The organism is Sedimentimonas flavescens, from assembly GCF_019264375.1.
GTDB classification, from domain to species: Bacteria; Pseudomonadota; Alphaproteobacteria; order Rhodobacterales; family Rhodobacteraceae; genus Rhodobacter; species Rhodobacter flavescens.
Window position 1 is genome coordinate 167,173 of sequence record NZ_JAHVAI010000007.1, and the last position, 23,673, is coordinate 190,845.

General features: G+C 64.9%; 22 protein-coding genes and 1 tRNA gene. 12 read left to right on the forward strand and 11 right to left on the reverse strand.

Features of this window, described 5'->3' with window-relative positions:
* The first annotated feature begins 16 nt into the window (after positions 1 to 16).
* Positions 17 to 823, forward strand: coding sequence for an ABC transporter permease (locus KTQ37_RS08830; RefSeq protein ID WP_218630141.1), 807 nt, complete (start codon positions 17 to 19; stop codon positions 821 to 823).
* Positions 824 to 828: 5 nt separating this feature from the next.
* Here the strand turns inward: KTQ37_RS08830 and KTQ37_RS08835 are convergent, their stop codons facing one another.
* The 4 genes from KTQ37_RS08835 to KTQ37_RS08850 all read right to left on the reverse strand — a co-directional run bounded on the left by KTQ37_RS08835 (position 829) and on the right by KTQ37_RS08850 (position 5,611).
* On the reverse strand, positions 829 to 3,204 hold the full coding sequence (locus KTQ37_RS08835) for a calcium-binding protein (RefSeq protein ID WP_218630142.1): 2,376 nt from the start codon (positions 3,202 to 3,204) through the stop codon (positions 829 to 831).
* Between the two features lie 99 nt (positions 3,205 to 3,303).
* A complete protein-coding gene (gene rlmH / locus KTQ37_RS08840) occupies positions 3,304 to 3,771 on the reverse strand; it encodes a 23S rRNA (pseudouridine(1915)-N(3))-methyltransferase RlmH (protein WP_218630143.1) in 468 nt (155 codons plus the stop codon).
* The gene (gene rsfS / locus KTQ37_RS08845) at positions 3,772 to 4,134 is read right to left on the reverse strand and encodes a ribosome silencing factor (RefSeq protein WP_236021143.1); all 363 of its coding nucleotides are present in this window, start codon (positions 4,132 to 4,134) and stop codon (positions 3,772 to 3,774) included.
* A gap of 133 nt (positions 4,135 to 4,267) precedes the next feature.
* The gene (locus KTQ37_RS08850; RefSeq protein ID WP_328799708.1) at positions 4,268 to 5,611 is read right to left on the reverse strand and encodes a mechanosensitive ion channel family protein; all 1,344 of its coding nucleotides are present in this window, start codon (positions 5,609 to 5,611) and stop codon (positions 4,268 to 4,270) included.
* Positions 5,612 to 5,897: 286 nt separating this feature from the next.
* Between KTQ37_RS08850 and leuC the strand changes: the two genes are divergently transcribed.
* From leuC to KTQ37_RS08905, 11 genes are all read left to right on the forward strand, one after another.
* The gene (gene leuC, locus KTQ37_RS08855) at positions 5,898 to 7,325 is read left to right on the forward strand and encodes a 3-isopropylmalate dehydratase large subunit (protein WP_218630145.1); all 1,428 of its coding nucleotides are present in this window, start codon (positions 5,898 to 5,900) and stop codon (positions 7,323 to 7,325) included.
* A gap of 12 nt (positions 7,326 to 7,337) precedes the next feature.
* Positions 7,338 to 7,943, forward strand: coding sequence for a 3-isopropylmalate dehydratase small subunit (gene leuD, locus KTQ37_RS08860; RefSeq protein ID WP_218630146.1), 606 nt, complete (start codon positions 7,338 to 7,340; stop codon positions 7,941 to 7,943).
* Positions 7,944 to 8,212: 269 nt separating this feature from the next.
* A complete protein-coding gene (locus KTQ37_RS08865; protein WP_218630147.1) occupies positions 8,213 to 9,040 on the forward strand; it encodes a hypothetical protein in 828 nt (275 codons plus the stop codon).
* 86 nt (positions 9,041 to 9,126) lie between these two features.
* Entirely contained in the window at positions 9,127 to 10,101 is a 975-nt protein-coding gene (locus KTQ37_RS08870) for an endonuclease/exonuclease/phosphatase family protein (RefSeq protein WP_328799709.1), read from the forward strand.
* 81 nt (positions 10,102 to 10,182) lie between these two features.
* Positions 10,183 to 11,289 carry a 3-isopropylmalate dehydrogenase gene (gene leuB / locus KTQ37_RS08875; RefSeq protein ID WP_218630149.1) on the forward strand — a complete coding sequence of 369 codons (1,107 nt, stop codon included), beginning with the start codon at positions 10,183 to 10,185 and terminating at the stop codon, positions 11,287 to 11,289.
* Between the two features lie 110 nt (positions 11,290 to 11,399).
* The gene (locus KTQ37_RS08880; protein ID WP_218630150.1) at positions 11,400 to 12,377 is read left to right on the forward strand and encodes a DMT family transporter; all 978 of its coding nucleotides are present in this window, start codon (positions 11,400 to 11,402) and stop codon (positions 12,375 to 12,377) included.
* Positions 12,378 to 12,441: 64 nt separating this feature from the next.
* Positions 12,442 to 12,518 (forward strand) — tRNA-Pro (locus KTQ37_RS08885).
* Positions 12,519 to 12,768: 250 nt separating this feature from the next.
* Entirely contained in the window at positions 12,769 to 14,289 is a 1,521-nt protein-coding gene (gene gpmI, locus KTQ37_RS08890) for a 2,3-bisphosphoglycerate-independent phosphoglycerate mutase (protein ID WP_218630151.1), read from the forward strand.
* A complete protein-coding gene (locus tag KTQ37_RS08895; RefSeq protein ID WP_218630152.1) occupies positions 14,286 to 15,422 on the forward strand; it encodes a murein hydrolase activator EnvC family protein in 1,137 nt (378 codons plus the stop codon). Before gpmI ends, KTQ37_RS08895 begins: the two co-directional genes overlap by 4 nt.
* A gap of 15 nt (positions 15,423 to 15,437) precedes the next feature.
* The gene (locus KTQ37_RS08900) at positions 15,438 to 16,799 is read left to right on the forward strand and encodes a S41 family peptidase (RefSeq protein ID WP_218630153.1); all 1,362 of its coding nucleotides are present in this window, start codon (positions 15,438 to 15,440) and stop codon (positions 16,797 to 16,799) included.
* A gap of 47 nt (positions 16,800 to 16,846) precedes the next feature.
* Positions 16,847 to 17,332 carry an RNA pyrophosphohydrolase gene (locus KTQ37_RS08905; RefSeq protein WP_218630154.1) on the forward strand — a complete coding sequence of 162 codons (486 nt, stop codon included), beginning with the start codon at positions 16,847 to 16,849 and terminating at the stop codon, positions 17,330 to 17,332.
* Here the strand turns inward: KTQ37_RS08905 and nadC are convergent.
* The 7 genes from nadC to KTQ37_RS08940 all read right to left on the reverse strand — a co-directional run bounded on the left by nadC (position 17,329) and on the right by KTQ37_RS08940 (position 23,608).
* A complete protein-coding gene (gene nadC, locus KTQ37_RS08910) occupies positions 17,329 to 18,174 on the reverse strand; it encodes a carboxylating nicotinate-nucleotide diphosphorylase (protein ID WP_218630155.1) in 846 nt (281 codons plus the stop codon). The two genes, KTQ37_RS08905 and nadC, sit on opposite strands and share 4 nt — an antisense overlap.
* Positions 18,171 to 19,730, reverse strand: a complete 1,560-nt coding sequence (locus KTQ37_RS08915; protein ID WP_328799710.1) for an L-aspartate oxidase — start codon at positions 19,728 to 19,730, stop codon at positions 18,171 to 18,173. The genes nadC and KTQ37_RS08915 overlap by 4 nt, the downstream gene beginning before the upstream one ends.
* Positions 19,727 to 20,779: a quinolinate synthase NadA gene (gene nadA / locus KTQ37_RS08920; protein ID WP_218630156.1), complete on the reverse strand. Its 1,053-nt coding sequence runs from the start codon at positions 20,777 to 20,779 to the stop codon at positions 19,727 to 19,729. The genes KTQ37_RS08915 and nadA overlap by 4 nt, the downstream gene beginning before the upstream one ends.
* 112 nt (positions 20,780 to 20,891) lie before the next feature.
* Complete coding sequence (gene dnaQ / locus KTQ37_RS08925; RefSeq protein WP_218630157.1) at positions 20,892 to 21,587, reverse strand: DNA polymerase III subunit epsilon; 696 nt, start codon at positions 21,585 to 21,587, stop codon at positions 20,892 to 20,894.
* Entirely contained in the window at positions 21,580 to 22,176 is a 597-nt protein-coding gene (coaE, locus tag KTQ37_RS08930; RefSeq protein WP_218630158.1) for a dephospho-CoA kinase, read from the reverse strand. The genes dnaQ and coaE overlap by 8 nt, the downstream gene beginning before the upstream one ends.
* Positions 22,173 to 23,012: a shikimate dehydrogenase gene (locus KTQ37_RS08935; protein WP_218630159.1), complete on the reverse strand. Its 840-nt coding sequence runs from the start codon at positions 23,010 to 23,012 to the stop codon at positions 22,173 to 22,175. Before KTQ37_RS08935 ends, coaE begins: the two co-directional genes overlap by 4 nt.
* Entirely contained in the window at positions 23,009 to 23,608 is a 600-nt protein-coding gene (locus KTQ37_RS08940; RefSeq protein WP_218630160.1) for a Maf family protein, read from the reverse strand. Before KTQ37_RS08940 ends, KTQ37_RS08935 begins: the two co-directional genes overlap by 4 nt.
* Between the last annotated feature and the right edge of the window lie 65 nt (positions 23,609 to 23,673).

Genomic DNA, 23,673 nt, shown 5'->3' on the forward strand with positions numbered 1-23,673 from the left:
AGGATATGCAGGGCGCATGACCGTCGCGCCCTTTCCACCTCGTCCCGCCCAACCGCCCCGCCGCCGCGGGGCCGGGCGCGCCATCGCGGCGCTGATCCTGCGTGAGATGAGCACGAGTTACGGGCGCTCGGCCTTGGGTTATCTCTGGGCGCTGCTCGAACCGGTCGCGGGCATCATGCTGATGGCCCTCTTGTTCTCGCTTGCCTTCAGCGCCCCGCCGCTTGGGACGAATTTCGCGCTGTTCTATGCATCGGGGATTCTCCCGTTCCTGACCTACCTGGAGATCAGCCAGAAGGTCGCGGTGTCGCTGCGCTTCTCGCGTGCGCTGCTGGCCTATCCGGGGGTGACGTTTCTTGACGCGGTTCTGGCGCGCTTTGCGATCAACGCGGTCACGATGGTGACGGTGGCGCTGGTGATCTACGGGCTGCTCTTCTCGATCTACCGGATCAACGCGATCCTCGACCTGCCCGCTATCGCGTTGGGCTTTGCGCTATGCTTTGCGCTGGCACTGGGGGTTGGCACGCTGAACTGCTACCTGCTCACCGCCTTCCCGCTGTGGGAGCGCGCCTGGGCTGTGCTGAACCGGCCGCTGTTCATCGTCTCTTGCGTGTTCTTCGTTTACGATTCGGTGCCCGAGCCCTATCGCGGCTGGCTGTGGTGGAACCCGTTGGTGCATGTCATCGGCCAGACCCGCAAAGGGTTCTATGCGGGCTATGAGGGCGCCTATCTCTCGCCGCTTTACGTGCTGACGGTTTCGGCGATCTGCTTTGCGGCGGGGCTGATCGCGCTGCGCCGCTATCACCGCGATATCGCGCCGTTCTGAGCCGCTCAGATGAAGATGAAGTCGGACGCGTCGAGGTCTTCGATCCAGAAATGCTCCAGAAAGATCGACTGGCCCGCGTAGGAAATCTCGACCCCGCCATCATGGGCTGAAATATCGAGCGCGCCGAACCGTGAGCCGCCGACCGGGGTCACGCCCATCAGGCGGATCTTGTCATAGCCATCCGCGAAATCGGTGATGACATCGGTTTCGCCTGCGAAATACTCGTTGAAGACGAAGGTATCGAGGCCCGGCCCGCCGGTGATCCGGTCATTGCCCTTGCCGGAGTTGATCGTGTCGTCGCCGGTGCCGCCGTCGATCAGGTCATTACCATAGCCCCCGGCGATGAAATCCTTGCCCGCGCCGCCCAGAAGTGTGTCGTCGGCCTCGCCCCCGCCAAGGCTGTCGTCACCATCCCCGCCGATCAGAATATCGCGCCCCGGCCCACCGCCAAGGTTATCGTTGCCCGGCCCGCCATCGACGCGGTCGGCGCCGTAGCTGCCAGCGATCTCGTCATTGCCCTCGCCGCCATAGCATTCGTCGTCGCCCGGCCCGCCGCTCATGTTGTCATGGCCGCCCTCGCCATAGAGCAGGTCATTGTGCGGCCCGCCGCCAAGCGTGTCGTTGCCCTCGCCACCGTAAAGCACGTCATCGCCATCGCCGCCGCCCAGATCGTCGTTGCCCAATTCGCCGTAGAGCACGTCATTGCCCTCGGCCGCGGCGATCGTGTCATCGCCATCCCCGCCGTAAAGCCAGTCATCGCCCTCACGCCCCAGAAGCGAGTCGTCCCCCGCGTGGCCGTAGATCGTGTCGTTGCCGCCATCGCCATCGAGGAAGTCATTCGACGAACTGCCCGAGATCAGATCGGCCAGATCGTCACCCACAATGATCAACGGGGCGGCCCCATTGACGGGCGGCGGAGGGTCGGGCTCGGGCGGGGGGAGCGTTCCGCTTTGCAGCGGGCCGACGGTGACGGTGACATGCGTGCCGCCCATCGCGATCAGCTGCGCGATATCGGATTGCGTCAGCGGCTGGCCCGAGGCGCTGCGCAGGATCAGGGTTTCCGCCCCAAAGCTCAGGATGCCGCCATCGCTGGTCGGCACGAACTGCGCCTGACTGGCGGCGTAGAACCCGCTCCAACCCGACAAGTCGATCCGGTCAACGCCCGGCGCGATATCGGTGATCGTGTCGCTTTTCCCATCGGCGCGCAGCACGAAGACATCGCGCCCCGCCCCGCCCGAAAGCACCTCCGACCCCGCGCCATCGCTCAGGATATCGTCGCCTGCGGTGCCAATCAGGCTGGAGCCCGTGGCCTGCGCGACGATGCCGAAGCTGGATAGATCGACACTATAGCTGCCCAAACCCGCCTCGGCCGAAGCAGTGGTGAAGATACGCAGCGTGTCGCCCTCGATCACTGCGGCGAGGGCGCTGACATTGTCGAGCACCGCCGCGCCGGTGTCGGCCAGCGTGCCCAGATGCACGAGCCGCCCCCATTCGGTCAGCACGAACAGGCTAAGCCCGTCATCGCTGCCCGCCACCACCACGAAAGCATGATCGCCATCCGAGACAACTGCCATCTGCGTGAGGCCCGCGAACCTGGTGCCCAGATCGTCGATCACATGATCGGTCACGCTCAGCGCGCCGCCCGCCCCCACCGCCATCACGGTCAGCGAGGATGACCCCGCCGCGCCCACCACCAGATAGGCGCCCCCGGCCAGTTGCGCCGCGCCGAGCGCCGTAACGGTATCGAGTGGCACGGAATCGAGTTTGCCCAACCCCGACACGGCACTCAGCGCGCCACCCGCATCAAGGGAATAGCCGGTCACGCCATCCTCGGTCGCCGAGCCCACGAAGACATAGCTTTGGCCGCCCACGCTCAGCCAGGCCATATCCGAGATCGCGCCGGCATGGGTCTCGGACGTATCGGCGAGGGTCTGCACCGGGGTCAGAACCCCGTTGGCCCAGGTGAATACCGTCAGACCCGCACCGCTTGCGGGCGCTGCCACCAGATAGTCCTGCCCGCCCGAACTAACCCCCAAAAGCGACACCGCCGTGATCTGCGAGGGCGCAAGCGACAAATAACCGGCCTGCGCGCTGTGATTGCCGATCAGACTGCTGGCAAAGGCCGCCTCGATCTCGGCCACCGACAGGCTTCCCGCGCGGCCCGCGATGGTGGCGGCCAGCCGCGTCTCGGTCAGATGGTAGCGTTCCAGAAGCAGGCTGGGGGCGCCACTTGCACCGATCCCAAAGATGTAGCTGGCGCCAAAGCCGTAATCGGCCACGGTGATCTGGCCGTCCGCGCTGAGCAGGATCGAGGCCATGGGCGAGGGCTGGCTCAGCCCGCCCCCGTAGATTGTCCCGGTGAAAACCAGATCCGACGCCATGCGCCCACCCCTGCCAGAAAGAAACCTCTGCCTGCGAGTGTCACCGATAGCCGTTTCGCAAGTGTTGATAAGGCAGGGTCAGGACAAGAATTGCCGCGCTCAGACCCGGTGATAGGGGGTGCCCGCCACGATCTGCCCGGCGCGGTAAAGCTGCTCGGCCAACATCACGCGCACCAGCATATGCGGCCAGACCATGCGCCCGAAGCTGAGCGACCAGTCGGCGCGGGCGCGCAGCGCGGGCGCGATGCCATCCGCCCCACCGATCACGAAGCTGACGTCGCGCGCCTGATCGCGCCAGCCTGCCAGTCGTTCCGCGAACTCGGGCGATGAAACCACATCGCCGCGCTCGTCGAGCGTGACCAGAACCGACCCCGCCGGGATCGCGCGATCCAGCAGCGCGGCCTCGGCCTCCATGCCGAGGTTCTTCTTGTCCTCGACCTCAATGACTGAGGCCGGCCCGAGCCCGAACGCCCGGCCGGCCTTGCCGAACCGTTCCAGATAGTCGGAGATGAGCTCCAGCTCGGGGCTCTTGCGCAGTCGGCCGACCGCGCAGATCGTCACTTTCATTCAGACGCGCCCGCCAGCCGGCATCCACATCTTTTCGAGCTGGTAGAACTCGCGCACTTCGGGGCGGAACACGTGGACGATGACGTCCTGCGTGTCGATCAGCACCCAGTCGCCCTGATCCTTGCCCTCGATCTTGCAAAGACGACCGAACTCGTCCTTGAGACGCTCGGTCAGCTTTTCGGCGATGGCGCCGACCTGACGCGAGCTGCGCCCCGAGCAGATGACCATGTAATCGGCAATCGACGAGCGCCCGCGCAGGTCGATCGTGACGATATCCTCGGCCTTGTCATCTTCGAGGGAGGAAAGGACGCGCGCCAGAAGCTGGTCGCTCGTCACTTCGGCACCTGCCAGCTTGGCCGTCATGAGTGCCACCTTTGCGCCGGAACTGCCGGACGCGACAGATAAATGAGACAGGACATTGTCCTCCAGAGGTTCAAGCGCCGCCTTTGCCCCGGCGCCGGGCATAATAAAAACGTAACATCGGCGGGGCCAAATCTCAACTTCCGGCCTGCGGATTTTCGCCGCTGGCCGTTGCGTCGGACGTGGACCCACCGAGAACCCGCACTTCGCGCTGCGGGAAGGGGATAGAGATTCCGTTCGCGTGGAACGCATCCCAGAGCGCCAGATACACGGCTCCGCGCACATTGGTAAGCCCCTCGACGGGGTCTTTGATCCAGAATCTGAGCACATAATCGACAGAACTCTCGCCAAATCCGGTGATATGGCACACCGCAGGGCGCGATCTGAGCACGCGCGAGACTGACTGCGCCGCACTGACGGCCAGTTCGCGTACCTTGTGCGGGTCGTCGTGATAGGAGGTGCCGAAGGTCAGGTCGATGCGGACGAATTCATCGGAATGGGACCAGTTGACCACCTGCCCGGTGATCAGATCCTCGTTCGGGATCAGGTATTCCTTGCCGTCGCGGGTCACCACACTGACATAGCGCGCGCCGAGCGAATTGATCCAGCCGAAGGTGTCGCCGATGCTGATCACGTCGCCCGGCTTGATCGACTTGTCGAGCAGGATGATCACGCCCGAGACAAGGTTCGACACCACCTTCTGCAAACCAAAGCCCAGGCCCACGCCGATGGCGCCCGACAGCACGGCCAGACCGGTCAGATCGAACCCCACCGACTTCAATCCGACAAACAGCGCCGCGCCGTAGAACAAGACCTGCATGACCTTGATCACCAGCTCGCTCATCGAGGGCGAGATGTCGGTATTGGCCCGGATACGCGCGGTGGCGCGCCGCGTGACCGCCCGCGCGCCGGAAACCAGCAGCGCCGTCAGCACCATCGCCTTGAGAACCGCCAGTGCCGAAAGCCGGAAGTCGCCAATCGTGATCGCGGCACTGTCGAGCAGCCCCGCCGCCTCGTCCGCAAAACCCAGATAGTAAAGCGCGACATAGATCCATACGCCCCAGGTCACGATCCGCCGCAACAGATCGTTATGGATCAGCCGCGCGAGCATGCCGACCACGAGCCAGGCCGTGACCAGCGTCGCCGCGAGCACCACGATGAAGCGGCGCGAGTAGAAGGGGCTCAGCTCGCTCAGCACGAACACCGCCGACCAGGCGAGCAGGATGAAGATCACGCCGCGCAGGCGCTTGCGAAAGATGATGGCGCTGCGCAGCTGCCGGGGGCTGAGTTCGCGGTTGCGCGCCCAGTCGTCCACCTTGGGCGCAAGCCAGATCCGGCCCAAATGCGCAATTCCGAAACAGACAAGGATGATTGCGAGTTGCCACAGCCGCGAAGGCAGGATGAGCGAGTGGAAGAAGATCTCCACCTGGTGCCAGATCGACTGGATGGTCTTGAGCGTCTCCGGGTTGATGAAGTCCACGTGGCCCTCCCTGAAACCACGATACAGGCAAATCAATTCCCGCCAACACGGTTTCTTTCATTGCCAGACTCGCTCGGGGCGCTTATTTAGCGGCGCATGAGCCGAATTATCGACATGGATGACCGCGCCCGCCTGCGCGAGCGCTTCTACGGCGAAAGCCGTTCCATCCTCGCCCGACTTTGATGTCGGCGCGGGGCCGCGATCATGCGTCCCTGTCGCCTGCGGTCGCCCCTTGCCGGCGCGGCCGCCTGCCCTGACCAATTCACAGCCATCGAAAGAGAGAGCCATGTCCGCTCCCAAAACGCTCTATGACAAGATCTGGGATGCCCACGTCGTTTCCCAGGACGAAGACGGCACCTGCCTGCTGTATATCGACCGCCACCTGGTCCACGAAGTGACCTCGCCCCAGGCCTTTGAAGGTCTGCGCATGGCGGGCCGCCCGGTGCGCGCCCCCGAAAAGACCATCGCCGTGCCGGACCACAACGTTCCGACCACGCTCGATCGCGTCTCGGGCGTGATCGCCAACGAGGAAAGCCGGATCCAGGTCGAGGCGCTCGACAAGAACGCCAAGGATTTCGGCATCAACTACTATCCGGTGAACGACATCCGTCAGGGCATCGTGCACATCGTCGGCCCCGAGCAGGGCTGGACGCTGCCGGGCATGACCGTCGTTTGTGGTGACAGCCACACGGCCACCCACGGCGCTTTCGGCGCGCTGGCCCACGGCATCGGCACTTCGGAGGTCGAGCACGTTCTGGCGACGCAGACGCTGATCCAGAAGAAATCGAAGAACATGAAGGTCGAGATCACCGGCAAGCTCAAGCCCGGCGTGACCGCCAAGGACATCACGCTCGCCGTCATCGGCCACACCGGCACCGCCGGCGGCACCGGCTATGTCATCGAGTATTGCGGCGAAGCGATCCGCGATCTGTCGATGGAAGGCCGCATGACCGTGTGCAACATGGCGATCGAAGGCGGCGCCCGCGCCGGCCTGATCGCGCCGGACGAAAAGACCTTCGAATATGTCAAAGGCCGCCCGCACGCCCCGAAAGGCGCGCAATACGAGGCCGCGCTGAACTGGTGGAAGACGCTCTTCACCGATGAAGGCGCGCATTTCGACAAGGTCGTCACCATCCGCGCTGAAGACATCGAGCCGGTCGTGACCTGGGGCACCTCGCCCGAGGACGTGCTGCCGATCTCGGCCGTCGTCCCGGCGGCGGAAAGCTTTACCGGCGGCAAGGTCGATGCGGCCAAGCGCTCGCTCGACTACATGGGCCTCGAGCCCGGCCAGAAGCTGACCGACATCAAGATCGACGTGGTCTTCATCGGTTCCTGCACCAACGGCCGGATCGAGGATCTGCGCGCCGCCGCCAAGGTGGTGAAGGGCAAGAAGCTCGCCAATGGTGTGCGCGCCATGGTCGTTCCGGGCTCGGGCCTTGTGCGTCACCAGGCCGAGGAAGAGGGTCTGGACCAGATCTTCACCGAGGCCGGGTTTGAATGGCGCATGGCGGGCTGCTCGATGTGCCTCGCGATGAACCCCGACCAGCTGGCCGAATACGAGCGCTGCGCCTCGACCTCGAACCGCAACTTCGAGGGCCGTCAGGGCTACAAGGGCCGCACCCACCTGATGAGCCCCGCCATGGCCGCTGCTGCCGCGATCACCGGTCACCTGACCGATGTGCGCGAGCTGATGGCCGCAGAAGAAATCGCCTGAGGAGCCGCGACGATGGAAAAGTTTCAAAAAGTGACCGGCATCGCGGCGCCCATGCCGCTGGTGAACATCGACACCGACATGATCATCCCGAAGGTCTTCCTCAAGACGATCAAGCGTTCGGGCCTCGGCGTGAACCTGTTCGACGAGATGCGCTATGACCGCGCGGGCAACGAGCTGCCCGACTTCGTGCTGAACAAGCCGCAGTACCGCGACGCCTCGATCCTGATCGCGGGCGACAACTTCGGCTGCGGTTCCTCGCGCGAGCACGCCCCCTGGGCGCTGGCGGATTTCGGCATCAAGGTCATCGTCTCGACCTCGTTTGCCGACATCTTCTTCAACAACTGCTTCAAGAACGGCATGCTGCCGATCGTGCTGCCGCAGGCCGAGGTCGATCTGCTGATGAAGGACGCTGAGAAGGGCGCCAACGCGCGCATGACCGTCGATCTGGAGAACCAGCAGATCACCACCTCGGATGGCGTCACCATTCCGTTCGAAGTGGATGCGTTCAAGAAGCACTGCCTGATCAACGGTCTCGACGACATCGGCCTGACGCTTGAGAAGGTCTCGGCCATCGATACCTTCGAGGCACAGTCGGCGCAGTCGCGTCCCTGGGTCTGATCCAGTTAGTGGCCTTAAACCACTGATATACAAGATATTGGGCCGCCCTCTGGGCGGCCTTATTTTTGCACCATTCTTGGTGCAAAGCGGCACCAGTCACTGGTGATTTGTTTTAAATTTGCGAGGATGGTGATTGAAAGATTGCCTGCCAATCCGGAATTGGGCAAAATGATGGCAAGAATGAGGCAGTCCGCCATAATCCGGCGGCAACAACATGGGACAAGGGGCCGGCATCGTATCGGAACCGTCCGTGGTGAGGGGTTAGAGCGGTGATTTCACGCATTGCAGGGGCGTTGCTGCGCGCAATTCTCGTGGGTCTGGTCATCGTGACCCCCGCGCTTCTGCTTCCTGCCGTGTCGCGTGATACTGTCCAGATCGTTGCTCTCGTGTCGCTCTTCGCAGCGATGTTCATCCTGTTCGAATATGCCTCGGTCTATCCCGGTCTGGTCGAGTTCCGCGACGCGCCGCCCTTCAATCGCATCCGGTTTCTGGCGCTTGCGGGGATCATCATCACCCAGTCGCTGATCATCCTTGACCGGTTCGAGCCTTCGACCCTGACCCAGTTCGTCGATGTGGTCAGCGCAAGCCTCGCTTCCAAGCTCGACTTTCCCTATAGCCCGGTGCGCATCCTCTCGCTGATGCTTCCGCGTGGCACCGACCCGGCGCATGTGGAGCTGCTGCGCACCGTGGGCGGGATCAGCTACCTGATCTCGATCACCACGCTTGGCCTCTTTATTCTGGTGATGCGTCTGGCGGGCTGGCCGACCGCGCGGGGCGGCTTCAACGTCTGGGTCAACCTGCCCACCTTCGACCCGACCGTCGGCGGCGACGTGGTCGAGCAGCTGCGCCGCGACAGCTGGGCCAATATCGCGTTGGGCTTCCTGCTTCCCTTCATCATTCCCGCGATCCTCAAGGCGATCTCGACGACCTTCGAGCCGATCACGCTGGAAACGCCGCAAACGATGATCTGGACGGTGACGGCATGGTCTTTCCTTCCGACAAGCCTGTTCATGCGCGGCCTCGCCATGGGGCGGATCGCCGACATGATCGAGGAAAAGCGCCGCCTCGCGGTTGGCTCGGGCTATCTGGCGGCCTGATCGCCCTTGCTCTGGCCGGGCCTGCTGCCGCTGAAACGCTTCGCATCGCCACCTGGACGCCCGATCTGACCCGCAAGGGGCCGGGCTTGCTACTGCGCGATATTGACGAAGGCAAGGATGCGCAGATCGCTGCCGCCATCGCGGTAATTGCCGAGACCGCCCCCGATATTCTGCTGCTGACCGGCTTCGACTGGGATTTCGACGGCGCCGCGCTGCGTGCCTTTGCCGATCGGCTGGCCGGGGCGGGGGTGGCCTATCCGCATCGCTTCGCCGCGCGGCCCAATAGCGGCATGGCAAGCGGTCTCGACCTGGATGGCGACGGCAAAACGGGCGGCGCGGGGGATGCACAGGGCTTTGGCCGCTTTTCGGGCGAGGGCGGCTTGGCGCTGTTGTCGCGCTATCCGATCGAGACTGAAGCTGCGCAGGATTTCTCGGGCTTTCTCTGGCGCGACCTGCCGGGAAACCTGATCGAGGGCGCGGGCCTCTCGCCCGAGGCGATGGCCGTGCAGCGTCTCTCTTCGACCGCGCATTGGGATCTGTCGCTGCGCGTGGGCGGCCAAAGCCTGCACCTGCTGGCCTGGGCCGCGACCCCGCCGGTTTTCGATGGCCCCGAGGATCGCAACGGCCGGCGCAACCATGACGAGGCCGCCTTCTGGCTGCGCTACCTCGACGGCGATTTGCCCATGACCCCGCCCGGGGGGCCTTTCGTGCTGCTCGGCGACGCGAACCTCGACCCGGTGGATGGCGAGGGCCGCCCCGAGGCGTTACGCGCGCTGCTGGCCCATCCGCGCTTGCAAGATCCCCGCCCCGCCAGCGTGGGCGCGGCCATGGCACCGCAGACCGGGCGCAACGCGCAGCATGGGGGCGAGGCGGCGCTTGATACAGCTGATTGGGACGATGCGCGCGTTGGCAATATGCGCGTCGATTATGTGCTGCCCTCGCGCGATCTGGCGGTGCGCGGCGCGGGCACCTTCTGGCCCGCCCCCGAGGCGCCGATGGCGCGCACAGCCGCAACCGCCTCGCGCCATGCTCTTGTCTGGGTGGATATTTCGCTGCCCTGAGGCGCATTTCCAAGGCTTGTCTTGACCCGGCGGCGGGCATTGGTTAGGCCGCTTCCAACCAATAGACGTTGGAGAAAACGAATGGCCAACCCTTCCATCCTCATCCTTGCCGGCGACGGTATCGGCCCTGAAGTCATGGCCGAGGTGAAAAAGATCATCAGCTGGTACGGCGACAAGCGCGGCCTCGTTTTCGACGTGAGCGAAGACCTCGTCGGCGGCGCCGCCTATGACGTGCATGGCAAGCCGCTGGCAGATGAGACCATGGCCAAGGCACAAGAGGTGGACGCGGTCCTGCTGGGTGCCGTGGGCGGCCCGAAATACGACAACCTCGACTTCTCGGTGAAGCCCGAGCGCGGCCTGCTGCGCCTGCGCAAGGAAATGGACCTGTTCTCGAACCTGCGCCCGGCGCAGTGCTTCGACGCGCTCGCCGATTTCTCGTCGCTCAAGAAAGATGTGGTCGCGGGCCTCGACATCATGATCGTGCGCGAGCTGACCTCGGGCGTCTATTTCGGCACGCCGCGCGGGATCTTCGAAGAGAACGGCGAGCGCGTGGGGATCAACACCCAGCGCTACACCGAGAGCGAGATTGAGCGCGTCGCGCGTTCGGCCTTCGAGCTGGCCAAGCGCCGCGGCAACAAGGTCTGCTCGATGGAGAAGGCCAACGTGATGGAATCGGGCATCCTGTGGCGCGAAGTCGTCCAGCGCATCCATGACGAGGAATATCCCGAGGTCGAGCTGTCGCATATGTATGCCGACAACGGAGCGATGCAGCTGGTGCGCTGGCCCAAGCAGTTCGACGTCATCGTGACCGACAACCTCTTTGGCGACATCCTCTCGGATTGCGCGGCGATGCTCACCGGCTCGCTCGGCATGCTGCCCTCGGCCTCGCTTGGTGCGCCGATGGAGAACGGCCGCCCGAAAGCGATGTACGAACCCGTCCACGGCTCGGCCCCCGATATTGCCGGTCAGGGCAAGGCCAACCCGATCGCCTGTATCCTCAGCTTCGCCATGGCGCTGCGCTACAGCTTCGATCAGGGCGACGAGGCGAGCCGCCTTGAGAAGGCGATCGAGAAGGTGCTGGCCGAGGGCGTGCGCACCGCTGACCTGATGGGCCCCGAGGGCGGCACCGCAGTTTCGACCGTCGAGATGGGCGCCAAGATCATCGAGGCACTCGACGCAAGCCTCTGATCAGCGGCTGACCGATTTGGAACGGCGCGGAGAAATCCGCGCCGTTTTGCGTTGCGTCCTTGCCAAATGCGCCACCCCGGGCGTATGGGAGCGCTAACAGGAGGGTTGCGATGCACGCAGGCAGATCCAACAGCAAGGGGGCGGGGCTCGCCCTGCTGGCGATGGCGATCTACGCGACGCATGATGCCGTGGTGAAGACACTGGGCGAGCGGTACTCGGCCGTTCAGATCATTTTCTTTGCCGCGCTGCTCAGCTTTCCGATCCTCTCGCTCATCATGCTCAAGGACAAACGCGAGGGCCATCTGCGCCCCATCCATCCCTGGTGGGTGCTGGCGCGCGCGATCTGCACCGTGATCACCGGGGTCTGCGCGTTTTACGCCTTTTCGCATCTGCCGCTCGCTCAGGTTTACCCGATCCTCTTCGCGATGCCGCTGCTGATCACGATCCTCGCAATTCCGGTCTTGGGCGAGAAGGTCGGCCCCCATCGTTGGGCGGCGGTGATCATCGGGTTGCTCGGGGTGCTGATCGTGGTGCGCCCGGGGCAGGCCGAGCTGGGCCTGGGCCATATCGCCGCGATGACGGCGGCGCTCTGCGGCTCGGTCGCGTCGATCATCATCCGCAAGATCGGCAATGAAGAACGCTCGGTCGTGATGCTGCTCTCGCCGCTTCTGGGCAACTTCCTGGCCATGGGGGCAGTGCTGCCGCTGGTTTGGGTCCCGCTGGAGCTGCGCGATCTGGGCTTGCTGGCGGTGGTCGCGCTCTTTGGTCTCACGGGGGCCTTTCTGCAGATCCTGGCCTATCGCGAGGGCGAGGCCGCGATCGTCGCGCCGATGCAGTATTCGCAGATCGTCTGGGCGGTGATCTACGGCTGGTTCTTCTTTGGCGAGGGGATTGACGGGCCAACGATGCTTGGCGCGGGCGTCGTCATTGCCTCGGGCACCTATATCGTCTGGCGCGAAAGCACTGCGAACGTGTCGCAAAACCGCCCCGTGCTGCAAACCCGCGGCCGCACGGAAACCGTGACAACACCGCGCTCGTCGCTGTTGCAGCGCGCGCTGAACCTGACCGGTCGCAGCGGCACAAGGTAACGGAAAAGACGCAGAATCCCCCTTGCAAATGCCGGACGGAGTCGGTAACTCGCCTCCACACGGTCGGAGCGTAGCGCAGCCTGGTAGCGCACCTGCTTCGGGAGCAGGGGGTCGGAGGTTCGAATCCTCTCGCTCCGACCAATTTCCCGACATCCTAGCCCAGACAGCCTCCTTTCTGCGCGGGTATGTCCGGCTGCCTTCATCAAGCCTCCCAAATCTGCCTTCGGCATGGGCTTGGCAGTCCGGTTCACATTGGGCCCCGCGCCTTTTTGCGCGCCCGCGGCGCGCCTGCCCCGGCATTCCACGCTCACACCCTGGCGAGGGGAAACCGTCGCAGTTGCCCGTGGCGCTGCGGGCGCGTAAAAGGGCGCGAACCCTACAGGAGGCCCCGATGACCCGTCCGAAACCTGTCGTGCTGTGCATTCTCGATGGCTGGGGCGAGCGCGCCGAGATCGAGGGCAACGCGCCTGCGCAAGCCAACACCCCCAACCTTGACCGCGTCTTCGCGACATGCCCCAAGGCCACGCTGATCACATATGGCCCCGATGTCGGCCTGCCGACCGGGCAGATGGGCAACTCTGAGGTTGGGCACACCAATATCGGCGCGGGTCGCGTGGTGGCGATGGATCTGGGCCAGATCGACCTCGCAATCGAGGATGGCTCCTTTTTCCAAAATGAGGCGATCTTGAAGTTCACCGAGACGGTGAAGATCGCTGGCGGTCGCGCGCATCTGATGGGCGTGATTTCGGATGGCGGCGTTCATGGCCATATCGAACACACGCTGGCCGCCTGCAAGGCGCTGGCCGGGGCGGGCGTTCCGGTCGTGGTCCACGCGATCACCGACGGGCGTGACGTGGCCCCCGACAGCGCCGCGCGCTTCATCGACGATTTCGTGGCGCGCCTGCCCGAGGGCTGCACCCTCGGCACGGTGATCGGGCGCTACTGGGCGATGGATCGCGACAACCGGTGGGAGCGCGTGGGCCTCGCCTATGACGCCATGGTCAAGGCCGAGGGGCTGCATGCCGCCACGCCGGCCGAGGCCGTCGCGCAATCCTATGCCAAGGGCGAGATGGACGAATTCATCAAGCCCACCGTGATCGCGGGCTACACCGGCACCGCCGATAATGACGGCTTCTTCTGCCTGAACTTCCGCGCCGACCGCGCGCGTGAGATCCTGCGCGCGCTCGCCGAGCCCGGTTTTGCCGAGCTCGATACCTCGGCCCGCCCGAAATGGTCGGCGCTACTGGGGATGGTCGAGTATTCGGTCGATCACAGCAAATACATGGACACCGCTTATCCCAAGCGCGACATCGTCAACACTTTGGGCGAGTGGGTCTCGAAACAGGGGCTGACACAGTTCCACCTGGCCGAAACCGAGAAATACCCGCATGTGACCTTCTTCCTCAATGGCGGCAAGGAAGCACCTTGGGAGGGCGAGGATCGCTTCATGCCGAAATCGCCCAAAGTCGCGACCTACGATCTGCAACCCGAGATGAGCGCGCCCGAGGTCACCGACAAATTCGTCGAGGCGATCGAGAAGGGCTATGACCTGATCGTGGTGAACTACGCCAACCCCGACATGGTCGGCCATACCGGCAGCCTGCCCGCCGCCATCGCCGCCTGCGAAGAGATCGACCGCGATCTGGGCCGCGTGCTGGCCGCGCTGGAAAAGGCCGGGGGTGCGATGATTATCACCGCCGACCACGGTAACTGCGAAACCATGATCGACCCGGTGACGGGCGGCCCGCACACGGCGCATACCACGAACCCGGTGCCGGTGGCGCTGGTCGGCGGCCCGGCGGGGGCCACGCTGCACAAGGGCCGTCTGGCCGATCTGGCGCCGACGCTGCTTGACCTGATGCAACTGCCCGTGCCGCCCGAAATGACCGGCAAGTCGCTGATCGGGCGGTGATGCGCGCCACCCTACTTGCCTGGATGCTGAGCGCCTCGGCGGCGCTGGCCAGCCCTGCCGCCGACAGCGCGTTGCAGGCGGCCGAGGATCTGCGCGCCTCGATCACTGCGTTGGATGAGGCGCAGACCAAGGCCGACCGCATCGCCGCGCTGACCGAGACGCTGACTGCTTATGAACGTGGCCTCGGTGCGTTGCGTGACGGGTTGCGCCGCGCCGTGATCCGCGAGCGCGAGATCAAGGCGGGCTTCGATGCGCAGCGCGACCAGATCGGGCGGCTTCTGGGTGTGATGAGCACGATGGAGCAATCCGAAGGGCCGCTCTTGCTGCTGCACCCAACGGGGCCTCTTGGCTCGGCGCGCTCGGGCATGGTGCTGGGGGCAGTGACCCCGGCCCTGCAGGCCGAGGCCGAGGCGATGCGCGGTGAGCTGGAAGAAATCGCCACCCTACGCGCCCTGCAAAAGAACGCGGCCGCGGTGCTGGAGGGCGGGCTTGCCTCGGCCCAAGCGGCGCGCACCGCGCTGAGCGAGGCGATCGCGCAGCGCAGCGCCCTGCCGGGGCGCTATCTGGAAGACCCCGAAGATCTGCGCCTGCTTGTCGAAAGCGCCGATACGCTGGAGGGCTTTGCCACCGGGCTGACCGGCCTCGACTATGACATCGGCCCGCCGCTTGAGGATTTCGCCAGCGCCCGTGGAACGTTGCCCCTTCCGGTCATGGGATCGGTGCTGCGCAAGTTCAACGAGGCCGACGCCGCAGGCATCCGCCGCCCCGGCCTTTTGATCGCCACGGCCCCCTCCGCGCTGGTCGCTGCGCCCTGGCCTGCGACGATCCGCTACCGCGGGCCGCTGTTGGACTACGGAAATGTGATGATCGTCGAGCCCGCAGAGGGCTATCTTCTGGTTCTGGCGGGGCTTGGCACGGTCTATGGTGAAACCGGCGATGTGCTTGAGCGCGGCTCTCCCATCGGGTTGATGGGTGGCGCCGAACCGGGCGCACAGGAATTCGGGGCGGAATTCGTTCAGGCGGCGCAAGATGGCGGTGGCGCAGGACGGACGGAGACGCTTTACTTGGAATTGAGAGAGGGCGATGCGCCCGTGGACCCCGCCGCGTGGTTCACCCAAACCAGAGACCAGTAGGATCAAGGGTTAAGAATGAAGAAGTTCGTGATGGCCGCAATTGGCGGCACCGTTGCCGGGGCGCTGATCTCCACGCAGATTGCAGCCCCCCTTCTGGCCCAGGAAGCGGCCAAGCCGGTGTCGGTCTATGAGCAGCTCGACCTGTTCGGCGACATCTTCGAACGCATCCGTCAGGACTATGTCGAGCAGGTGGATGACAAGAAGCTGATCGAGGCCGCGATCAACGGCATGCTCAGTTCGCTCGATCCGCATTCGAGCTACCTGCCGCCCGACGATTACACCGATATGAAGGTGCAGACGCGCGGCTCGTTCGGCGGTCTGGGGATCGAGGTCACGCAGGAAGAGGGCTTCGTCAAGGTCGTCTCGCCGATCGACGGAACCCCCGCGGCTGCGGCCGGCATTCAGGCCGGAGATTTCATCACCCATGTGGATGGCGAAAGTGTGCTGGGGCTGACGCTCGATCAGGCGGTGGACAAGATGCGCGGCCCAGTCGGCAGCGAGATCTCCATCACCGTCGTGCGCGAAGGCACGCCCGAGCCGTTCGACGTGGCCATCACCCGCGACACGATCAAGCTGACCGCCGTGAAGAGCCGGGTCGAGGGCACCACCGTCGTGCTGCGCATCACCACCTTCAACGACCAGACCTTCTCGAACCTTGAAGAGAACCTCAAGAAATCGGTCGAGGAAGCGGGCGGCATCGACAAGGTGAACGGCTTCGTCATCGACCTGCGCAACAACCCCGGCGGGCTGCTCACGCAGGCGATCTCGGTTTCCGATGCCTTCCTGAATGCGGGCGAGATTGTCTCGACCCGCGGTCGCAGGGCCGAGGAGAGCGAGCGTTTCAACGCAACCCCGGGCGATCTGGCGCAGGGCAAGCCGATGGTCGTCCTGATCAATAGCGGTTCGGCCTCGGCTTCCGAGATTGTTACCGGCGCGCTGCAAGATCATCGCCGCGCCATCGTTGTCGGCACGAAGAGCTTCGGCAAGGGCTCGGTGCAGACCGTGATCCCGATCCAGGGCGAGGGCGCCATGCGCCTGACCACGGCGCGCTACTACACGCCCTCGGGGCGCTCGATCCAGGCGCTTGGCATCGCGCCCGATATCGTCGTGGAACAACCCGCTCCGCCGCCGGTGACCGAAGAGGAAGACGAGGACAAGCGTGCCCCGCGTTCCGAGGCTGATCTGCGCGGCGTTCTGTCGAATGACTCGATGACCGACGATGAAAAGCGTCAGGCCGAGGAAGAGCTGAAGAAAGCCGAGGATGCTGCCAAGCTGCGGATTGAGGATTACCAGCTCGCCTATGCGATCGACATCCTCAAGGGCCTCTCGGCCATCGCCACCGCGCCCGAAAGCATCGTAGCTGCGCCCGCGAACTGATACCGGGGGCCTTCGGGCCCCCTTTTTTCTTGCCACGGATACCCCCAATGACGCCCGAACAGATCGCAGCGCTGCCCTATCGCAAGAATGTGGGGGTTGTGCTGATCAACCCGCAGGGGCTCGTGTTCACGGGCCAGCGGCTCGACAGCCAGGTGCCCGCCTGGCAGATGCCGCAGGGCGGGATCGATGAGGGCGAAAAGCCCAAAGAGGCCGCGCTGCGCGAGCTGTGGGAAGAGACCGGCGTGCGCCCCGACCTGGTCGAGAAACTCGCCAAGACGCAGGACTGGATCACCTATGATCTGCCCGCCGATCTGGTGGGCAATATCTGGAAGGGCCGCTATCGCGGGCAGAAACAGAAATGGTTCCTGTTCCGCTTCCTGGGCGATGACAGCCAGGTCAACATCGCGACCGAACACCCCGAATTTGCGGTCTGGTCGTGGAAGCCCCATACCGAGGTGATCGAAGGCATCGTGCCCTTCAAGCGCGCGGTCTACGAGGCGGTCTTCGCCGAGTTCCGCGACTTCTTCGCCTAGAAATCCAGCCCGAGGTCGAGCGTGCGCGCCGAATGCGTCAGCGCCCCCGACGAGATGTAATCCACCCCCGTCGCGGCCACTTCGGCGATGCGCTCAAGGCGCATGTTGCCCGAGGCCTCCAGCACCACGCGGCCCGCGTTGAGCGCGACGGCCTTGTGCAGGGTGGGGGTGTCCATGTTGTCGAGCAAGATGACATCGGCGCCGCCGACCTCCAGCGCCTCTTCAAGCTGCGCAAGGCTGTCCACCTCCAGCTCGATGCGCATCATGTGGCTGCGCGCGGCACGGGCGGCCTCTAGCACGGCGCGAATGCCACCGGCGGCGGCGACGTGGTTGTCCTTGATCAGGATAGCATCCGACAGGCCGAACCGGTGGTTCGAGCCACCGCCATGCGCCACGGCCATCTTTTCCACAACGCGCAGACCCGGCGTCGTCTTGCGGGTGCAGGTCACGCGGGCCTTGGTGCCCTTGGTTTGCGCAACAAAGGCCGCCGTCATCGTGGCAATGCCGGTCAGGCGGCCCGCGAAGTTCAGCGCGACGCGCTCACCCATCAGGATCGAGCCCGCATCGCCCTCGATCGTCATCAGCGTCTGGCCCGGCGCACAGGGCTGACCATCGGCCACCCGCGTTTCGACCTTCAGGCCGGGATCGACAAGGCGGAAGGCAATCGCCGCGATCTGCATCCCAGAAACCACGCCCGGCTCGCGCGCATTGAGCCGCGCGACATAGCGCGTGCCCGCCGGGATCACCGCGCGGGTCGTCACGTCGCCCATCGGCGTAAGGTCTTCGGTCAGCGCCGCGCGGACCAGCGGTTCGAGGATGAAATCGGGAAGCGTCGCGGTCATGTTTCCTCCAGCGCGCGGGTGCGGATCTCCAGCGCCTCGGCAAGGGTCATATGGGTGCGTTCGGCCTGCGCCGGATCGGCCTGCGGATAGTCCGAGCGATAATGCCCGCCCCGGCTTTCCCGGCGCCTGAGCGCGGCGGCAGCAATCAGCGTCGCCGTCGCGGTCATGTTGCGCATGGATTCCGAGGTCGCCTCGGCCTCGATCCCGGCGATCACGTGCAGGGTATCGGTCAAGCCCTCGGCGTCGCGCACAACGCCCACGCCATCGGTCATCGCGTGACGCAGGCGAGCCACGGCGGCCTCGTCAATCGCCTCGGTGCCCGGCGGGAAGCTCAGCGTCACCAGATCGGCCGGGGCGGGCGCGCCTAGCGCCTTGCCGATGCCAAGCGCGCAGATCCGGGCATAGACCAGCGCCTCCAGCAACCCGTTCGAGGCCAGTCGGTTCGCGCCATGCAGCCCGGTCGAGGACGCCTCGCCGCAGACCCAGAGGTTATCCAGCGACGCGCGCCCCTCGTGGTCGGTATCGACGCCGCCCATGTGGTAATGCGCGGCGGCGGCAACCGGGATCGGCTGCGAAACAGGGTCTATTCCAGCACGTTTGCAGGCTTCAGCCACGGCGGGGAAGCGGGTCAGAACCTCGTCGCCCAGAACTGCGCGGGTATCAAGCGCTGGCTCGCGCCCGGCCTGACGCTCAAGGTAAACGGCGCGGGCCACGATGTCGCGCGGCGCGAGTTCAGCCAGTTCATGCACAGCCAGCATGAAGCGCTCGCCGCGGTTGTTGATCAGGATCGCACCTTCGCCGCGCAAAGCCTCGGTCGCCAGCGGCGCCGGGTCTTCGCCGGTGGCGATGGCGGTGGGGTGGAACTGCATGAATTCCGGATCGGCGATGCGGGCGCCCGCGCGGGCCGCCATGCCGATGACCTGCCCGCGAATGCGCGGCGGGTTGGTGGTGACGGCGAACAATCCGCCCGATCCGCCGCCCGCCAGCAAAACCGCCGGAGCGCGCACCAGCGTACGCCCCGAGGGTTCATGCGCGCGCTCGACCCAGACGCCGGTGACCTTGCCGCCCTCGACCTCAAGCCCCGAGGCGATGACGCCCTCGGCCACCTGCACGGACGGGGTCTGGCGGACCTCGGCGATCAGGGTCTGCATGATCTCACGCCCGGCCTGGTCGCCCTTGACGCGCACGACGCGCGCGGTCGAATGCGCGGCCTCGCGCGACATGACATAGCCACCCGAGGCATCACGGTCGAAGGGCGTGCCGAGATCGGTCAGATCAAGGATATGGCGCCGCGCCTCTGCGGTGACCAGTCGCGCCACCTCGGCATCGACGGTGCCTGCGCCGGCATATTTCGTATCCAGCGCATGAGCCTCGGGCGTGTCGCCCTTGGCCATCGCGGCAGCAACCCCACCCTGCGCCCAAGCCGACGATGCACCTTCACCCAGCGTTTCGGGCGAGATCACCAGAACCGGCCGCGGCGCAAGTTTCAGCGCCGCATAAAGCGCGCCCAGACCCGCGCCGACGATGATGACGCGTTGGGTCTCGATAGTGGTCACTTGGCAATTTTCCGCGACAGCTCGATCATCCGCTCGACTGCGATGCGCGCCTTGGCAGCGATCTCGGGATCGACGAAGACCTCAGCCTGACCGCTGTGCAGCGACCAGAGGATCTTCTCGAGCGTGATCTTCTTCATATAGGGGCACATGTTGCAGGGGCCGACGAAATCGACCTCGGGCAGGGCATCCGCGATGTTCGAAGCCATCGAGCATTCGGTGACCAGCATCGCCTTTTGCGGCTTTTCGCGCTCGACATAGCTGATGATCCCCGAGGTCGAGCCCGAGAAATCCGAAACGCTGACGACCGAGGGCGGGCATTCGGGGTGTGCGATCACGCGGGTCTCGGGGTTCCATTTGCGGAACTCGGTGATGTCCTCGGCGGTGTATTGCTCGTGCACGATGCACGAACCGGCCCACCAGACGACCTTCTTCTGCGGAACCTGCTTGGCCACGTTCTGCGCCAGATACTGGTCGGGCGTCATGATGACGACGTCGCTCTCCATCGCGGCCACGATCTGGGCCGCGTTCGACGAGGTGCAGCAGATGTCCGAAGCGGCCTTCACCTCGGCAGTGGTGTTGACGTAGCTGACAACCGGCGCGCCCGGATATTGCGCACGCATCGAGGCGATGCCCTCGGCGGTGATCGACTCGGCCAGCGAGCAGCCCGCCGCCATGTCGGGGATCAGCACACGCTTGGCAGGGTTCAGGATCTTCGAGGTCTCGGCCATGAAATGCACACCGCATTGCACGATGGTGCCAGCCTCGACCTTAGTCGCCTCGATCGCCAGTTGCAGGCTGTCGCCGACCACATCGGCCACGCCGTGATAGATCTCGGGCGTCATGTAGTTATGCGCCAGGATCACCGCGTTCTTCTCGGCCTTCAGCCGGTTGATCGCGCGAATATAGGGGGCGTAGCGGGCGAAATCGACCAGCGGAACCACGCGATCCATCTTGGCATGGATGTCGCGCATCTCTTCGGCCAGCGCCATCGAGGGCGCGAGGTCATAGGCCTCGGCCAGCGTCGCGCGCATCGCAGCAAAGTCCAGCATGGGTATCCTCCCCCAAAACCGAGAACGGAGTTGCATGTAAGGGTAATGGCGTTGGGGTTAAATGGGAAAAATGCCTTTTGTAACGCATTTGTTGTAAAATACGGCCCTTGGGTCAGGCAAATCGCTTCCAGATCGCGCTATCGCCCAGCTTGGCGACGAAGGCGGCGTGCGCCTCGGCCTCGGCCTCGGTGATGCGTGGGGGCAGGGGTGCGGGGCGCGCATGGGGCCGCCATTGCTCAGCCGCGCCGTGGCCCTGGCTGTCCGAGGCCTCGATCGACAGGCCAAAGCCCGGCTGACGGCCACCGATCAGTTCCAGATAAACCTCGGCCAGGATTTCACTGTCGAGAAGCGCGCCGTGCAGCGTCCGCGCCGAGTTGTCGATGCCGAAGCGGCGGCAGAGTGCATCAAGCGAGGCGGGCGAGCCGGGAAACTTGCGCCGCGCGATCATCAGTGTGTCGAGCGCGCGATCATTGGCGATCAGCGGCTTTTTCACCCAGCTCAGCTCGGCGTTGAGGAACTTCATGTCGAAGGCGGCGTTGTGGATCACGAGCTTCGAATCCGGGCCGATGAAATCGAGGAAGTCCTGTGCGATCTGCCCAAACTTGGGCTTGTCGCGCAAGAAGTCGTCGCCAAGGCCGTGAACCTCGAAGGCCTCTTTCGGCATGGCGCGTTCGGGGTTGATGTACTGGTGATAGGTGCGCCCGGTGGGGACGTGGTTGAACAGCTCAAGCGCGCCGATCTCGACGATCCGATGCCCTTCCGAGGGTTCGAAGCCGGTGGTTTCGGTGTCCAGAACAATCTCACGCATGGCCGCCCCTGATCTGCGCAATCAGGTGTCGCACGGCGGCGCGGGTCTGATCAAGCGTCAGGGTCTCGATCACATGATCGGCGCGGGCGCGTTTCTCGGCATCTGGCAACTGGCGCGACAGGATCATGGCCAGTTGTTCCTCGCTCATCTGTCCGCGCGCCAGAACACGGGCGCGCTGCACTTCGGGTGGGGCCGAGACCACAAGCACCGCATCGCAAGCCGCATCAGCGCCGGTTTCATACATCAAGGGAATGTCGAGCAGGATCAGATCGGCATCGGCATGTTGCGCGATGAAGGCGCTGCGCGACGCCGTGGTCAGCGGATGAACGATGGATTCAAGCCGGGGCAGAGCCCGCTTATCGGCCTGCAATGCCTCGCGCAGGCGGGCGCGATCAACCGCTTCATCCACGACAACACCGGGGAAGGCGGCCGCAATCGGGGCCACCGCCGCGCCGCCCGGGGCGTACAGCGCATGCACCGTGGCATCCGCATCCCAGATCGGCACGCCTTCCTCGGCGAACATCTGCGCGGTCGTGGACTTGCCCATGCCGATGGAGCCCGTCAGGCCCAGAAGAAACGGGCGGCTCATGCGCGCAGGACCGCGTCGCGCAGCTCTTGCGTGACCTCGGGGCGTTGGCCAAACCAGCGCTCAAACCCCGGCACGGCCTGATGCAGCAGCATGCCCAAACCATCGACCGTCGCGCAGCCCATCGCCTCAGCCTCTTGCAGAAGATGCGTGCGCAGGGGGGTGTAGACGATGTCGGTGACCACGGCCGAGGGCGAGAGCGCATCAAGCGGCACCCGGAACTCGGCCTTGCCGTCCATACCAAGCGACGAGGTATTCACCACCGTCGCAGCACCTTCGAGCATATTGCCCGCCTGCACCCAGTCATAGACAACAACGCGGGCGCCGAACTCGGTGCGCAGGTTCTCGGCCCGGGCGCGGGTGCGGTTGGCGATGCGCACCTCGGGGCAGCCGACCTCAAGCAGCGAGGCAACGATGGCGCGCGCCGCGCCGCCCGCGCCAATCACCACCGCGGGCCCTGCATTCGGCTGCCAGCCCGGCGCACCGTCACGCAGGTTGGCGATAAAGCCGTAACCATCGGTATTGTCGGCGTGGATCTTGCCATCAGGGCGGAAGATCAGCGTATTCGCCGCGCCGATCAGCGCCGCGCGGTCCGAGACGACATCGGCAAGCGCCAGCGCAGCCTCTTTATGCGGGATGGTGACGTTGCAGCCGACAAACCCGGCCTTGGGCAGGGTGCGCAGCACGGTTTCCAGATCGTCCCGCGCCACATCCATCGGAATGTAGTGCCCCTTGATCCCGTAATGCTTCAGCCAATAGCCGTGCAGCGCGGGCGAGCGCGAATGGGCAATGGGCGATCCGATCACTCCGGCCAGAGGAATTCGGGGGTGATCCGTCATGTCGTCAGCTCTCCTCGCGCGCGCAGCCAGTTCAGAAATTCGATCAGGGGCAGGCCCAGGACGGCAAAGTAGTCGCCTTCGAGGCCCGAGAAAAGCCGAACGCCCTCCTCTTCCAGCTTATAGCAGCCGACTGCGTGACGGATGCTGTCCCAGTTGCGGGCCACATAATCGGTGATGAACTCGTCGGACAGCGGATGCATGGTCAACCGCACCTCGGCCACGTGCCGCCAGAGAGGGCGACCATCGCGCATCGCCACCAGCGCCGAGAGCAGCCGATGCGTGCGCCCCGACAGCGCGCGCAATTGTTCAACTGCCTGCTCGGGGCTTTCGGGTTTCGCGAATATGCGGCCTTTCAACTCCAGCACCTGATCGGCGCCGAGCGTCAGTACACCCGGATTGGCGGCCGAGACCTTGGCGGCCTTCATCTCGGCCAGCGTGTCGGCCACGTCGCGCGGGTTCGCGCCTTCGGCCTCCAGCGCATGGCGGATCATCTCTTCATCGATCCGGGCAGGGCGGGTTTCCACTACCAGCCCCGCATTGCGCAAAAGCTGCGCGCGGATGGCGGATTGCGAGGCAAGGATCAGCAACAGGCTCATGTGGATAAAACTCGGGAGAAGCCTCGGGGAAAGGCTGTGGGTGCAATTGTGGGTTTCATTTCCTC